The 14,508-nt window shown below is 71.2% G+C and carries 9 protein-coding genes; 3 read left to right on the top strand and 6 right to left on the bottom strand.

Features of this window, described 5'->3' with window-relative positions; all coding sequences use genetic code 11:
* Window positions 1-15 precede the first annotated feature (15 nt).
* On the bottom strand, window positions 16-1,518 hold the full coding sequence (locus AB1L88_RS24575) for a glycosyltransferase (RefSeq protein WP_367099351.1): 1,503 nt from the start codon (window positions 1,516-1,518) through the stop codon (window positions 16-18).
* A gap of 222 nt (window positions 1,519-1,740) precedes the next feature.
* On the opposite strand from AB1L88_RS24575, the gene AB1L88_RS24570 reads away from it, so the two are divergent.
* Entirely contained in the window at window positions 1,741-4,209 is a 2,469-nt protein-coding gene (locus AB1L88_RS24570; RefSeq protein WP_367099350.1) for a hypothetical protein, read from the top strand.
* Window positions 4,190-4,504: a hypothetical protein gene (locus tag AB1L88_RS24565; protein ID WP_367099349.1), complete on the top strand. Its 315-nt coding sequence runs from the start codon at window positions 4,190-4,192 to the stop codon at window positions 4,502-4,504. Before AB1L88_RS24570 ends, AB1L88_RS24565 begins: the two co-directional genes overlap by 20 nt.
* A 100-nt stretch (window positions 4,505-4,604) precedes the next feature.
* On the opposite strand, the gene AB1L88_RS24560 is transcribed toward AB1L88_RS24565, so the two are convergent.
* Complete coding sequence (locus AB1L88_RS24560; protein ID WP_367099348.1) at window positions 4,605-6,059, bottom strand: serine/threonine-protein kinase; 1,455 nt, start codon at window positions 6,057-6,059, stop codon at window positions 4,605-4,607.
* 368 nt (window positions 6,060-6,427) lie between these two features.
* On the opposite strand from AB1L88_RS24560, the gene AB1L88_RS24555 reads away from it, so the two are divergent.
* The gene (locus AB1L88_RS24555; protein WP_367099347.1) at window positions 6,428-7,543 is read left to right on the top strand and encodes a 3-isopropylmalate dehydrogenase; all 1,116 of its coding nucleotides are present in this window, start codon (window positions 6,428-6,430) and stop codon (window positions 7,541-7,543) included.
* Between the two features lie 97 nt (window positions 7,544-7,640).
* On the opposite strand, the gene AB1L88_RS24550 is transcribed toward AB1L88_RS24555, so the two are convergent.
* The 4 genes from AB1L88_RS24550 to AB1L88_RS24535 all read right to left on the bottom strand — a co-directional run bounded on the left by AB1L88_RS24550 (window position 7,641) and on the right by AB1L88_RS24535 (window position 14,504).
* The gene (locus AB1L88_RS24550) at window positions 7,641-11,066 is read right to left on the bottom strand and encodes an Rne/Rng family ribonuclease (RefSeq protein WP_367099346.1); all 3,426 of its coding nucleotides are present in this window, start codon (window positions 11,064-11,066) and stop codon (window positions 7,641-7,643) included.
* Between the two features lie 198 nt (window positions 11,067-11,264).
* Window positions 11,265-11,981, bottom strand: a complete 717-nt coding sequence (locus AB1L88_RS24545) for a TIGR03936 family radical SAM-associated protein (protein ID WP_367099345.1) — start codon at window positions 11,979-11,981, stop codon at window positions 11,265-11,267.
* 190 nt (window positions 11,982-12,171) lie between these two features.
* Complete coding sequence (gene ptsP / locus AB1L88_RS24540; RefSeq protein ID WP_367099344.1) at window positions 12,172-14,094, bottom strand: phosphoenolpyruvate--protein phosphotransferase; 1,923 nt, start codon at window positions 14,092-14,094, stop codon at window positions 12,172-12,174.
* Window positions 14,091-14,504: an HPr family phosphocarrier protein gene (locus tag AB1L88_RS24535; RefSeq protein WP_367099343.1), complete on the bottom strand. Its 414-nt coding sequence runs from the start codon at window positions 14,502-14,504 to the stop codon at window positions 14,091-14,093. Before AB1L88_RS24535 ends, ptsP begins: the two co-directional genes overlap by 4 nt.
* Window positions 14,505-14,508 lie beyond the last annotated feature (4 nt).

The raw sequence follows: 14,508 nt of genomic DNA, 5'->3' as shown, positions 1-14,508 counted from the left end.
CCGGGGGGCGCCCCGTCAGGCCGACCAGGCGAGCGTCCGCCGGGAGGCCGATTCGGGGAGCAGGGCGATGGCCTCTCCCAGGGCCGTCGCGGCGGCCTGGCGGGAGGCGAGCCTGGTCATCCGGCGACGGCCCGCCTCGGCCATGCGCCGGTAGCGGTCGGGATCTCGGTCGGCGACCCGGGCGGCCTCGAGCAACTGGTCGTGCAGGTCCTGCCAGTTCAGGCGATGCCAGAAGGTCTCGTACCGGGGCTTGGGGTCGTGCGGGATGAAGGTCGGCTCGGGGGCGCTCCGGACGACGAACGCCACCTGATCGTCGATGTAATCCTCCATCGCCGTGTGGCGCGGGGCCACCGCCGGCCGACCCGCGGCGAGCGACTCCTGCAGCGGGAGGCACGCCCCCTCGGCCCGACTCGTGTTCACGTAAAAGGTGGTTGCCCGGTTCAGCGAGGCGAGGTCCTCGTCGCTCAGGTAGTCGGTGATCACGACCACCCGGCAGGCGTGCGGCAGATTCAGGTGGTGGTAGCGCGCCCGCAGTTCCCGCAGCTCGAAATACTCGCGGTCCGGGTTGGTGGCGAGCTTCAGCACCAGCGTCGCGTCGGGTCGATCCCGGAACGCGACCAGGAAGGACGTCAGCATGTCCTCGATGTTCTTGCGACGATCTCCCAGGTTGAAGATGCTGGTGAAGACCAGGCCGCTCAGGCGGAGCGGGGCCACCGGCGTCCGGACGATCCGAAGCGTCTTCTGAGTCCGGCCGAGGAGTCGGTTCTTGGCCTGGAACAGGCCCTCGGCCGCTTCCTCGCTCAGATAACGCATGATCCGCTGCTTGTAAAACGACCTGCCTCGCCGGTAGGCCCCCGCCGCCGCCCGGTGCCAGGCCGGGCGGCTCGGGGCCGATTCCGCCGCGGCGGGCGACGGCGCCGACGCCGCTCGATCGCCGGAGTCGTCCCGGCCCTCGAACACGATGTGGCGGCACTCCAGCTCCACCGAGCCGTCCGGGGCGCGATCGGGCACGGCGAAGGCCGATTCGGAGAGCGGGACCGGCACCACCGCGACCGGCGGCCTCACCCCCTCGAGCTGGAAGACGGAGGCCGTGAACCGGCAGGCGGTGACGACCAGGTCGGCCCGATCGAGGATCCGCTTCCAGTTCTGACGCGTGTCGAATCCCATGTCGCGGTCGGGCAGATTCGGGAACTCCCAGAACGGGAAGACGATCGTCGGCACGTCGGGCGTGAGGTAGGCGTTATGCGGCGGATGCAGGCACAGATGAATCGGCGTGAGTCCGTCCCTGCGGGCCTGTTCGGCCTGGAACGAGAGGCTGCTCTCGGGCTGCTCGACGACCTGCCACGAGCCGAGCTGGTCGAGCACCGGCGCGAGCGCCTTGAGCACGAACGCATACGAGTAATCGGCGTTCCCCATGAACCGACGCACATCCTTCGCGCAGGCCGTCGTGCTGACGAGGATCCGGTACGGGCCTCGACGGTCCTGGGGCCGGGGGTGACTGCCCATCGTTGCGGTCATCTTCGAGTGCTCCTGCGAGTCAGCGTCCGACGACGCCCGCTCCCTGGGGTCGCGCCGCCAGCATAACCAAGCGACCAATCACGTCAATGGCCGATGGCGCCCCCCGGACCGGCCGGCCGGGAAAGTCGCCTTGATCGATCGGGCCGGGTGCCCTAGGCTCGGTTCCCTCGCGACCCCTTTGGGAAGTGGCACCCTCGACGCCCGGGCATGGAGGCTCGGTTGATGACGGCCCGGCTCGAATTCGCGGCCTTCGGAGCGGCGCTTGCCGCCGTGATCGCCGTCCCGCTGGGGCCGGCCCTGCTCGGCGGCCGGATCCTCAGCCCGTCCGACCTCGCGTACGTCCAGCGCAGCTTCGAGCGCGAGGGGGCCGAATCGGCGTTCGCTTACGAGCCGTCGAACCGGCTCCTGACCGACCCGATGCTCCAGTTCGAACCCTGGATCGCCTTCAACCGCGAGATGGTCCGCTCCGGCCGCCTGCCGCTCTGGAACGACCGGGCCGGGTGCGGCGTCCCCCATCTGGCCAACGGCCAGAGCGCGGTCTTCGACCCGATCGCCGCGATCGCCTACCTCGGCCCGATGCCCGACGCCCTGGCCTGGATCGCCTCGGCCCGCCTCTGGATTGCGGGCATGGGCATGTTCGTGCTTGCTCACCTCTGGGGCTTTGGCCCTTGGGGTCGATGGTTCGCCGGCCTCGTCTACCCGCTCAGCGGCTTCATGACGCTCTGGCTGCTGTATCCGCTGGCGAGCGTCGCCGCCTGGCTCCCCTGGCTGATCGCCTCGACCGAGTGGCTCGTGCGCCGCCCGAGGCCGGGGGCGATCGCCGCCGTCGCGGCCTCGGCCGCCCTGGTCCTGCTGGGGGGCCATGTCCAGACGGGTGCCCATTGCTTCATGCTGGCCTCGCTTTATGTCCTGATCCGAACCGCCCCCGGCCGGGCCCGGGATGCGGCCGCGTTGTCGCGTGCCGGGAAGGCTGCCGCCGGCTGGGCAGCGGCCATGCTCCTCGGCGTCCTGACCGCGTCGGTGGCCGTCCTCCCCCTGGGGGCCTACCTGTCCCGCAGCCCGGCCTGGGAAGATCGGACTCAGGAAAAGGGATCGCCCTGGACCCTCGCCTCTCCGAGGCTGCTGGAAGCGGCCAATACGGCATTGCCGAACCTGTACGGGAACCAGCGGCGCGGCCAGCCGAACCTGGCCCGGGCGCTGGGGGTGAACAACCAGAACGAGGCCGCGGCCGGGTTCGCCGGCCTGGGCACCCTGATCTGGCTCGCCCCGGTCGGGATCGCGCTCGGGAACGGCCGCATCTGCACCTTCCTGGTCGCGGCGGCGGGCCTGGGGGCCTTCGCGAGTTTCCGCCTGCCACCGATCGACAATCTCTTGCGAGCACTCCCCGTGCTCGACGTGACCGACCACCGGCGGATGACCCTCTGGATCGCCTTCGGGCTCGTCGGCCTGGGGGCGATCGGGCTCGATCGGCTTGTCGCCTGGAAACCATCGAAGCCCTGGCGTGTTTGGATGGGGTGCTGGGGCGCCGCGGCCCTCGTCCTCGCGTCCGTGGCGCTCGCGCTGCCGCGCTGGGAATCGTCGATCCACGAGCACGCCCTCGCCCACTACTCCCGGGCCTCGGCGCAGTCGGCCGACCTCGACCCGGGCGATGCCCGGCTCCTGGCCGACCGGCAGGTCCGCAACCTGATGGGGGGCTATCGGGCCTCGCTCGGCCTGAGTGCCACGCTCCTCGCGACCCTCACCCTGGTCGCCGCCGTCCCCGCCGTCAGGCGACGCGGGCGGGCGATCGTGCTGGGGCTCGTCGTGCTCGACCTGATCGCGACCTTTTGGGGGGCGAACCCGACCATCGCCCGCCGCGACTACCTGCCGGAAGGCCCGCTCATCGCCCACCTGAAACGCGAGGCAGCTCCGCCCGCCCGCATCCTGGGCGTCGGCATGGAGCTTCCGCCGAATATGCTCATGCGTTATGGGCTTGCCGACCTCCGGTGTTACGACGCCGTCGAGCTGGCCTCCCTCGCCGAATGGCTCGCCCCGCTCTACGAGCCGTCCGGGGGCCGACCCGAGGCGCGCTCCAGCCGTCGCCAGGTCACCTGGGAAGGGGTCGCTCGGGCCCGAGGCCTCCTCCGGGAGTGCCGGGTGGCCGCCGTCGTCGGGGCCACCCCGCCCCCGGAGGGGCTGTTCGACCGGGTCGTCCCCGTGGGCCGGGTCTGGGTGGGCCACTGGGAATCCCCGGAGTCCCCGGCGCGCATCGTCGAGATGAGCGGCGGCCGGATCGTGGTCGAACGAAGCGGCTCGATCCCATTGTCTGCTCATGTGAAGGGATCAAGTGATGAGCAAATTCGGATTCCCGTGGCTTCCGTCCCCGGGTGGCGGGCCTGGTGCGGCCGGCGCGAGCTGCCGGTCTCGCGCGGCCGGGGGCCGTTCCTCCGGGTCGCGGCGCCGGCGGATTGGGGGCGGATCGAGCTGGCCTACGATCCGCCCGAAGTCCGCTGGGCGCTGCGGGGATCGCTGCTCGGCCTCTCGGGCCTCATCGTGCTGGCGGGCCTTGAGTCCGTGAAAAACCGGACAAAGCCACTTGGACCCGCTCCGCGCTTGGCGTTAGAATCGAATCCGTTGGTTACCGGGGACCGGCCGTCCGGCTCGTCCCCTCAGTTCGAAGGGTACAACGCTGATGGTCCACTACACGTGTGATCTGTGCGGTAAGGATCTCTGCGCAGGCGAACCGCGCTTTGTCATCAGGATCGAGGCCTACCCCGGGCACGACCCCGACCAGATCACCGATGCCGACCTCGACGACGACCACATGGAGGCCGTCGCCGAAGCCCTTCGGAACGAGGAATACCAGGCCTCAGACTCCCATCAGGACCAGGGCTACCGGGGGTTCCGCTACGACCTCTGCCCCTCTTGCCATCAGAAATTCCTGAAAGATCCGCTCGGCCGCGACCTGATCCGCGCGCTCGACCTGAGCAATTTCAGCAAGAACTGAACACAAGATCATCCGTGATGCGGGGGTGGACCTTGATCGATCGGTCCACCCCGCGTCGCTGCCGCCCGTCTCGCCTCGAAAAGCAATGGCCCCCGGACGCTCAGCGGGCGATCATCAGGATGACGTTCGACACGAGCGACAGGCCGAGCAGGATGGCGAGCACGGTGATGATGTTGTTCCTCGCGTTGACGATCCCGGCCAGCTCGACCCGCTCCTCGTCGGTCATGCCGGGGCCGTGCGCCTCGCCGTAGAAGGCCTCGTCCTCGTCGGCGTCCCCCTCGGCCAGCTTGGCGAGGGTGTCGGCCTTCTGCTCGGCGATGACCGGCCGCTTGCCCTCGATCAGCGCCTTCAGGTCGATGATCACGTCGCCGGGGTCGCGATAGCGGTTCTCCCGGTTGCGGGCCATCATGGTCTCGACCACCTCGCCCAGCCCGCTGGAGAGGCGGGTATTCAGGTGGTCGGGTGGGGTCAGGGTGATCGACTTGTCGACGTGCTTCTTCATCACCTCGGTCGGGTCGTCCCCCGGGAAGGGCGGGCGGCCGGTGACCATGTGGTAGAGCGTCGCGCCGAGGTTGTAGATGTCGCTCCGGATGTCGACGTCCGTGGCCCCGCGCACCTGCTCCGGGCTGATGTAGTAGGGCGTGCCGATGGCCATGCCCGCCTCGGCCACCGCCTGCTTCTCGTCGGCGGTCAGGCGGGCCAGGCCGAGGTCGGCCAGCTTCACGTTGCCGTCCTTCGTCAGGATGATGTTCTCGGGCTTGATGTCGCGGTGAATCAATCCCCGCTCGTGGGCGTGCTTCATGGCCTCGGCCACGGCCAGGACGACCCGGAGCGCCTCGGGCTCGTCGTAGATGTGGCCGCCCTCGATCACGTCCTTGATCGTCGTGCCTTCGACGAACTCCATGACGAAGAAGTGCAGGCCGTTGACCTCGCCCGCGTCGATCGCGTTGACGATGTTCGGGTGGTTCAATCGGGCGGCGATGGTCGCCTCGCGCTGGAAGCGCCGGATGAATTCCTTGTTGCGGGCCAGCACGTCGAGCAGGACCTTCACGGCCACCACCCGGTCGACGCTCGTCTGCTTGGCCTTGTAGACGATCCCCATCGACCCCTTGCCGAGCTTCTCCAGCAGTTGATAGCCGGGGATCTCGTGCTTCTTCTGCGACTCGCGTCCCAGGTCGCGGAGCAATCGCTGGGCCTGGGTCGGGGTCAGGGCCTTGGCCGCGACCAGCACCTCGAGCAGGCCCTTGCCCTCGGCCTGGCCCGACTCGGCAAGCCGGGCGCGGTGGGCCTTGCAGGTCTGCAGCTCCTGGTCGGTCACGAGCCCCCGCCGGATGACGGTCTGTTCCAGATTCGCCTCCGAGAGGGCCGACAACCCCGCCCCCGCCGACTTCGGGCCGGCGGGGGCCTGCCTCGGGAGGCTCGATGCCCGGGCCGCGGGCGGGGCGCCGGCACTCGGCTTCGCGTCTCCGCCCGCCGCGGGGGCGGCCGGGGGCGTCGTCGGCGGTGCAGCGGCTTCGGGCGGGCCCGGAGTCTTTCCTTCGGCAGAGGTGCCCATAAGCGTCATTCCGTTGGCGAGGTCGGTCGATCGGATGGTTGAGGCGCGAGGCGACGTGTTCGAACCGGCCAGGGTCACTGATGTAACCAATCGAAGTTCGCGAGGGGCGAGGCGTCGATCGGAGCCGGGTTTTTTCGTAGTATGAAGCGCCGCTTGAGATTGTCAACGGGCGTCCCGGTCCCGAACGGGGCCGACGGCGCCCCTCGCGGAGGCCCCCGGGCCAAACGGCCCCGGCGGCGGCATCGCATCGAAGGGCGAATCGGTTTCGAGATGCACCCTTCATTCTACGGGCGTCCGGCAAGCCGGGTGACCCTTCCCGAGAATCGAACCCTCCCCACGCACAACGAACCCAAGAGCGAGGAGACGCAGTGGCCACGATCGGAGTGATCCCCGGTGATGGTGTTGGTCCTGAGGTGATCGGCGAGGCGCTCGCCATCCTCCAGGACCTGGGATCGGCCCACGACCTCGGGCTGTCGTTCCAGTCGTTCGACCTGGGGAGCGACCGCTACCTCCGATCCGGGGAGGTCCTGCCCGACTCGGTGTTGCAGGAACTCGCCGGCTGCGACGCCATCCTGCTGGGGGCGATCGGCGACCCCCGCGTCCCCCCCGGGGTCCTGGAGAAGGGGCTCCTGCTCCGCATCCGGTTCGAGTTCCAGCAGTACATCAACCTCCGCCCCGTGCAGCTCATGCCCGGCGTCGAGACGCCGATCAAGGGCAAGGGGCCGGGCGAGATCGACATGGTCGTCGTCCGCGAGAACAACGAGGACCTCTACGTCGGCGCCGGCGGCTTCACCCGCAAGGGGACGCCCGAGGAGGTCGCCATCCAGACCTCCATCAACACCCGGGCCGGCGTCGAGCGCTGCCTCCGCTACGCCTTCGCCCTGGCCGAGAAACGGGCCAAGGATCGCGTCTTCCCCGGACTCAGCCCGGCCGCCCGAGACGCCGGCAAGCGCGGGCTCGTCTCGCTGGTCGCCAAGACCAACGTCCTGACCTTCGCCCACGACCTCTGGAACCGGGCCTTCGAGGAGGTCGCCCCCGACTACCCGACGCTCGCGACCGACTACCACCACGTCGACGCCTGCTGCATGCGGATGGTCGTCGCGCCCGAGCGGTACGACGTGATCGTCACCACCAACATGTTCGGCGACATCATCACCGACCTGGGCGCCGTCCTGCAGGGGGGCATGGGGGTCGCCTCCTCGGGCAACCTGAACCCCGAGCGGGCCTTCCCCAGCATGTTCGAGCCGGTCCACGGCTCGGCCCCCGACATCGCCGGCACCGGCAAGGCCAACCCGATCGCCGCGATCCTCTCGATCGGGATGCTGCTCGACCACCTCGGCGCCCCCGAGGCCGCCGGGTCGGTCCGATCGGCCGTGGCCCGGATCCTGGCCGATCCGAACGGCCCGAAGACCCCCGACCTGGGCGGTACCGGCTCGACCTCCGAGGTCGGCCGCGCCATCCGAGAGGCGGTCAGCCGCGCCTGAACGCGGAAACGCCCCGGTGATCGATCGGTCCTGAAGCCGATCCGGTCACCGGGGCGTTCGATCCTGCCGGGGATCACCCGGGCGAACTGCCGACGCCTCAGCGGCGTCGGCGGGGCGGCGGGCCCGAGGGGGGCGGATTCTGGTTCGACAGGAACGGCACCTCGTTGCCGTGGGCGTCGACGATCTGCACGACCAGGTGCTCGCGGACGGCCCGGTTGACCGGGCAGATCTGGATCGCGATCGACGAGCCGGACTCGATCGCCGCCAGCTCCTGACGCTTGCGGTTGTTCAGGAACGTGGCCACGTCTTCACACACGTCGACCCGGATGCCCCGGACCCCCTCGCGGTGGATGGCGAAGGCGATCAGCCGCATGGCGTCGATGGCCATGCTCTCGACCGTCTTGACCAGGCCGCCGCCGCCGCAGTGGTCGCACTCGTGGTAGACCGACCGCTTCAGGCTCGGCCGGATCCGCTGGCGGGTCATCTCGATCAGGCCGAACTGGCTCATGCGGAGGATCTTCGTCCGGGCCCGGTCGCGCTTGACCGCCTCACGCAGGGCCCGCTCGACCCCCCGGCGGTGCCGCTCGTCCCTCATGTCGATGAAGTCGTTGACGATCACCCCGCCGAGGTCGCGCAGGCGGAGCTGCCGGGCGATCTCCTTGGCGGCCTTCAGGTTCATCTCGTAGGCCGTGCGCTCGGCGTCGTCCTCGACCCGGAAGTTGCCGCTGTTGACGTCGATCGCCACCAGGGCCTCGGTCTGGTCGATGACGATCGAGCCGCCCTCGGGCATGTGCACCTGCCGGCGCTGGATCTTGTTGATCTCCTCTTCCAGGCCGTACTTCTGGAACAGGGGGACCTTCCCCTCGTACAGCTTCAGCCGGTCGACGAAGCGGGGCATGACGACCTGGAGGAACTCCCTCGCCCGCTCGTACGCCTGCGGCTCGTCGATCCAGATGGTGTCGATCTCGGAATTGAAGATGTCCCGGATCGTTCGGATGATCATGTCCGATTCTTGGTAGATCGGCGCCGGGGTCCGGGCCTTCTTGATCCGCCGGAGGATCACCTTCCAGAGCCGGAGCAGGTAGGCCAGGTCGCGGGCCAGGTCGCGCTTCGAGCGGTCGAGCCCGGCCGTCCGGACGATGAAGCCGAGCCCCTTCGGCGGGTTCAGCTCGTGCATGATCTGCCGGAGCTTGCGGCGCTGCCCCTCGTCGGCGATCTTCCGGGAGACCCCCACGCGGTTCAGGCCGGGCATCAGGACCAGGTAGCGGCCGGGGATGCTGATGTAGGTCGAGAGGGTCGGCCCCTTCGTGCCGATCGACTCCTTGATGACCTGCACCAGGACCTCGTCGCCCCGCTTGAAGACCTCCTGGATCGGCGGCTTGACGGTGACGCGGCGGCCGCCCCGGACGACGGTCGTCTCCCGAGCCGAGTCGTCGTCCTCGTCGTCGTCGCGCGATCGGCCCTGGCCCCCCTGGCCCCGGAAGCCGACCTCGCGTTCGAGCACCCGGATCTCCTCGATCTCTCGGGCGATCTCCTCCAGGAGTTCCGGCTCGATGTCCTCGGAAACGACCTCCTGGTCGTCGGCGTCGCTGTCGTCGCCGTCGTCGCCGTCGAAGTCGTCCTGGTCGTCGTGGTCCACGAAGTCGAATTCGTTCGCCAGGGCCGACTCGTCGATCAGGGCGGGGGGCTTGCCCAGGTCGGACTGGGCCGCGGCCGCGTCGGGCGACTCGTCGCGATCGGCCTCGAAGCCCGGCTCGCGGTCGCGGTCGCCCCGGCCGCGTCGGCGGCGTCGGCGGCGTCGGCGGCGGTTCTCATCGTCGTCGCCGTCGGCGTCGCCCCGGGCGTCGGCGTCGAGCGTCGGCAGATCCGGCTCCTCCAGGTCGCTCGACCGATCGAGCAGCTTGGCCCGCTCGCGACGCGGGACGTACCCGGGCTCCCCGGCGCGGTCGATCCGGCGAGGGCGGCCGGGGCCGGCCGACTCTCCCGGCTCCGATTCCCGGCCCTCGGGCGATTCTCCCTCGGCGCCGGGGCCGCGCGGCAGGCCCCGGGCGGGGCGTTCCCGGTCGCCCCGGCCTCGGATCGAGTCGCGACCGGATCGCGGGCGGCGCTCGGCGCCTTGCTCGGCGGCCTCGTCGGCTCGGTCCCGGCCGGGCAGTTCCGGGGCCGGCCCGAACAGGTCGTCGTCCCCCTCGGTCGGGGCCGGGGCGTCCCATTCGCCCCGGCCTCGGCGGCGGGCCGGACCTCGGCCCGATCGCGACGGGGGGCCCGATCGGCCGGCCGATTCGTCGTCGGCCTCTCGGGGGCCGTCGGGCCGATCCTCGGCCGACTCCGGGCGGGCCGCAGGCCGGCCGCGCTGGGTCCGGTTCGGGGGCAGATCCCCTTCGTAGTCTTCGGGTTCCGGCTTGCGTTCGACGGACCAGCGGTAGGAGAACGAGGTCTCCTCGGGCTCCGGCTCCGTCCCCGGCTCCGACGAGCGGCCCCGGCGCGGGCCCGTCGGGTCGTCGGACCCTTCGCTCTCCGGCGCGAGCCCCCGGCCGAACTCCCGGGGGCCTTCCAGCGAAGGCCGGGCGGCGGAGCCGGTGGCCTTCTCGAAGCGGGCCCGGGCGGGCGGGGGGCGATCGGCCGGCTCGGGATCGGGTTCCGGCTCGGGGGGCAGCCCGGCCTCCGGGGGATCGAGCGGGTCGTCGGTCAGCCCTTCGCCGAATCGACGGGGGCGGGAGCGGTCGCGGCGGCCCTTCTCGGAGAGGTCGGGGCGGTCGCGTTCCCGGTCGCGCATCCGGCGTTCGCGGATCTTGTCCCGGCCCCGGCTGCGGCCCCGAGGGGCCCGCGGGGCCTGGTCGTCGTCAGAGTCCTCGTCGTCCGGCTCCGCGTCGGCCGGGTCGGGCAGGTCGCGGTCGAGGTCGAACTCGTCCTCGTCCTCGCCGTTGAATTCGTCGGCCTGGCGATCGCGCGACCGGGGTTCGTCGCGGCCGCGATCCCGATCCCGATCCCGGGTCAGGTCCCGGTCGCGGCGGCGATCGGGCAGCGGTCGGCGATCGGCGACCGGTTCCTCGGCCTCGAAGGGCAGGGGGGCGTCGTCCTCGTCTCGGGCCGGTTCCTCGCGGTCTCGGCCTCGACCCCGGGGGCGATCGGGGCGGGAGGATCGAGATCGGGGGCGCCGGTCGTCGTCGGTCTCGGCGCCGGATGAGGAGCCGCGTTCCGGGCCGGTGGGCAGCTTCGGTCGCGGGTCGCGGCCGCGATCCCGGGCGCCGAGCACCGCGTCGTCGTCGATCTGCTCGCGGTAGTAGCGGGGTTCGACGTCGGAGACGTGCAGGAAGCCGTTGCGACCGACGGAGAAGTCGACGAAGGCGGCCTGGATGGCCGGCTCGATGTTGACGATCCGGCCCTTGTAGATGTTGCCGGTGTAGTTCTCCAGGCTGGTCCGCTCGACGTAAAGCTCCTCGAGGATGCCGTCTTCGACGATGGCGATGCGGCACTCCTCGGGCTGGAGCACGTTGATCAGCATTTCTTTGGATTTGCTCATGCCTCGGTCAATCTCCGGGCGATGGGGTTGTGGCCAGCCGGATCGGCCCGAGAGGCCCAGGCCGGCCGGCCGCCCGTCGCCTCGACGCCGCGCGAGGCGGCGGAGGCTTGGAGGGGCCGGGCGGGGCTGGGCGGCGGCAGTCGGGTAGGGCTCGGCTGGTCATGGGCTCTGGCCAGATCGCGACGCCGAGGGTCTCGGTCACGTTGCGTCGCGAGAGGCTGGGGGTGATGGGGATGATCCCGAATGATCGGGGACGGTAGAGGTCACGGGTGACTCGGTCGTGAGGGCCACCTCGGTCCGGGAAAGGACGGTGCCGGCGGCCATCAGGTCGCGAAGGCCGAGGACATCGAGCACTTCCTCCGGCCGGGCGGAGACCCCGGCGTCGATCTTCAGCCGGAGCCGCAGCGCGCCTTCGGCCGGATCGACCCGGGCTTCGAGCACCGAGGACCGCAGGTCGAGGGGCACGTCGCGGCCGGGCTTCCGGCGGACGTAGGGGCAGCTCTGGCGGCCGAGCAGGGCGGCGACGGCCTCGGCCGCCGGCCCCCGGCGGTCGTCCGGCAGGGGGAACAGGTACTCGACGCTGGCGACGCGGCCGGGGCGGCCCGGGGCCGAAATTGCCTCCAGGAAATCCAGGCCGGGCGGAGCGACGTCGGAGAGGCGTCGCAGCACCTCGACGGGCCGGAGCGGCTCGGCCAGTTCCAGTTCCAGGACCTCGCGGCGCCCTTCGATACCGAGGGCCAGGGCCAGCGGGAACGAGAGCTTCGGCCGGGGGTTGAACCCCTGGCTCTGGGCGACGGGGAGGGCCGCCCGGCGCAGCACCCGCTCCAGGCAGCGCATCAGGTCGTGATGGCTGACGAGGCGAAGGTCGCCGCGTTTGGCGAATCGGATCCGGAGCCGTGAAGTGGCGTCGTCCATGGGACCTGGGGTGACAGCGGCCGGTCGCTCGAGGACGGGTCGAACGGGGAGAAGGGGGTCCGGTCGGCACGGGCCGGGGGGCCGGAGGTCCCGGAGCCGGCGACGAGCCGAAACCGGGTGGGGGATGACGAGGCCAGCCCCTGATCGCGTCGCCAGGCGAGGCGAGGCGGAGGGGCGGCGGGAGGGGCCGCTACTGACGGGCCAGGTCGGGCTCGCTCGGGTCATCGGGCAGGGCGAGACGGAGGGCTCGGGTCAGCAGGGCATGCACGTCGTCCGCCGTGTCGCACTGGAGCGCCTCTCGGGCCACGGCCCGGGCCTCGTCCAGACGGATGGCTCGGATGACGCGTTTGACCTCCGGGAGCTGGTGCGGCGGGGTGCTCAATTGGCGGATCCCCAGGCCCAGCAGCAGCATCGTGTAGAGTGGTTCGCCGGCGATTGACCCGCAGACGGTCAGTTCGATCCCGGTGGCGTCGGCGGCCCGAGCGACCATGTCGATCAGGCGGAGCACGGCCGGATCGGCCGAGTTGTACAGGTCGGCCACGGTCTCGTTGGTCCGATCGGCGGCGAGGATATACTGGGTCAGGTCATTGGTACCGATGGAGAAGAAGTCCACCTCCTTTGCCAGCTGGTCGCTCATGATGGCCGCGGCCGGCACCTCGATCATCGCGCCGACGGGCAGGTCGGAGCGGGCCGGAACTCCCTCGGCGGCCAGCTCGGCGGCCACGTCGCGGAGGATCGCGCGGGCCTGCCGGAACTCGGTGAGGGTGGTCACCAGGGGGAACATGATGCGGACATCGCCGCCGACGGCCGAGGCGGCCCTGAGGATCGCGCGGAGCTGGGTCCGGAAGGGGCCCAGCTCGCGGAGCGATCGGCGGAGGCTGCGCAGGCCGAGCGCCGGGTTCGGCTCGATGTGCTGGGGGCGACCCGGTTCGACCTTGTCGGAGCCGAGGTCGAGGGTCCTGATCGTCACGGGGCGGCCGGCGGCGGCCCGGATCACCTCGGCATAGGCGGCCGTCTGCTCGTCCTCGCCCGGGGGGCCGTCGGCCCCGAGGTAGAAGAACTCGGTCCGGAACAGGCCGATCCCCTCGGCCCCTCGCTCGCGGCAGGCCTCGACCTCGGCCGGGAACTCGATGTTGCCGAGCAGGCGGATGCCGGCCCCGTCGGCCGTCTCGGCCGGCAGGTCGGAGAGCTGGGCCAGCTCGGCGAACCGATGGGCCTGCTCGACGGCCCGGATGCGGTAGCGGTCGAGGGTCGGCTCGTCGGGGTCGAGCACGATCAGCCCGGCGTCGCCGTCGATGATGGCCATCTGGCTGTCCCGGGCCTGGTCGAGCGCGCGGCCGAGGCCGACGACGGCCGGGATCTCCAGCGCCGCGGCGATGATCGCCGTGTGGCTGGTCCGGCCGCCCGACTCGGTGGCGAAGCCGAGGACCCGGGCGGTGTCCAGGGCGGCGGCCTCGCTGGGGGTCAGGTCCTCGGCCAGCAGCAGGAGCGGCTCGACGGCCGAGTCGGCCGGAGACGGGGAGGGCGGGTGGTCGGTCAGTTGGTCGAGGATGCGGCGCTGGATGTCCCGGACGTCGGCCGCGCGGGCCGAGAGGTGGGCGGCCCCCAGGTGCTCGAGCCGCCGGGCGTAGCCGTCGAGGACCTCGAAGATGGCGTGCTCGGCGGTGACCAGGTCGCGAGCGATCCGGGTGGCGGCCTCGTTGCGGAGCATCGGGTCGGCGATCATCCGGACGTGGGCCGAGAGGATGTCGGCGTATTGCGGGCCGAGCCGCTGCCGGGCGTCGCGTTCGGCGGCCTCGGCGTCGACGCGGGCCGATTCGACCGCCCGGTCCAGGCGGAGCCGCTCGAGGTCGACGGCCGAGGCGGGGATCGTCCGTCGGGTCAGTCGAGGCCCTCGGGGGGCCAGAATGAGCAAGGGTCCGATGGCGACGCCGGGGCTGACGGCGATTCCCCGGAGAACCCTCATCGTCCTGGGTGGGGTGGCGGGGGATGACACGGCGAGATCCCTGGGCGTCGGGGGGGCGAGAGACGTCGCGTCGAGGGCCGTTGCGATCGGGTCGAGGGCCGCTGACGGCACGGCGTCGGCCGGCGCGGGACGCGCGCCGGGAGTCATGGTTGCAGCCCTCCGGGCGGGCTGGAGTCGGTATCGCGGTCGCTGTCGCTGTCAGTGTCGGTATCGGTGCGGGAACCGGTCGCGCCGCCGGTGCTGGGGGGCGGGGCCGGGGGGTCGACGGTGCCGGCCTTCTCGCCGAAATGGGTGGCGACCAGTTCGACCAGGGCGGTGACGGCCGCCTCGGCGTCGGGCCCCTGGGCTTCGAGCTCGAGCCAGGAGCCGCACTCGGCGGCCAGGGTCATCAGGTCGAGGATGCTCTTGCCGTTGCAATCGCGGCCTTCGTAGCGGACCCGGACATCGGCGCGGAACTGCCCGGCCAGGCCGACGAATTTCTCGGCGGGACGGAGGTGCAGGCCGTACGGGTTGGTGATTTCCACCCGACGACGAACTGGGGAGTGGTCCTGACTCATCAGC

Origin of the sequence: Tautonia sp. JC769 (assembly GCF_040717455.1) — a bacterium.
Classification (GTDB): Bacteria; Planctomycetota; Planctomycetia; order Isosphaerales; family Isosphaeraceae; genus Tautonia.
Note: the sequence above shows the minus strand (reverse complement) of the source record. Positions and strands in the feature narration are given on the sequence as shown.

Excerpts from the sequence above, each read along its gene's own strand:
- AB1L88_RS24560 (WP_367099348.1), bottom strand. The coding sequence starts at position 6,059 with ATGGGCACCTCTGCCGAAGGAAAGACTCCGGGCCCGCCCGAAGCCGCT.
- AB1L88_RS24565 (WP_367099349.1), top strand. The coding sequence starts at position 4,190 with ATGGTCCACTACACGTGTGATCTGTGCGGTAAGGATCTCTGCGCAGGC.
- AB1L88_RS24570 (WP_367099350.1), top strand. The coding sequence starts at position 1,741 with ATGACGGCCCGGCTCGAATTCGCGGCCTTCGGAGCGGCGCTTGCCGCC.
- AB1L88_RS24575 (WP_367099351.1), bottom strand. The coding sequence starts at position 1,518 with ATGACCGCAACGATGGGCAGTCACCCCCGGCCCCAGGACCGTCGAGGC.
- ptsP (WP_367099344.1), bottom strand. The coding sequence starts at position 14,094 with ATGACTCCCGGCGCGCGTCCCGCGCCGGCCGACGCCGTGCCGTCAGCG.
- AB1L88_RS24545 (WP_367099345.1), bottom strand. The coding sequence starts at position 11,981 with ATGGACGACGCCACTTCACGGCTCCGGATCCGATTCGCCAAACGCGGC.
- AB1L88_RS24535 (WP_367099343.1), bottom strand. The coding sequence starts at position 14,504 with ATGAGTCAGGACCACTCCCCAGTTCGTCGTCGGGTGGAAATCACCAAC.
- AB1L88_RS24550 (WP_367099346.1), bottom strand. The coding sequence starts at position 11,066 with ATGAGCAAATCCAAAGAAATGCTGATCAACGTGCTCCAGCCCGAGGAG.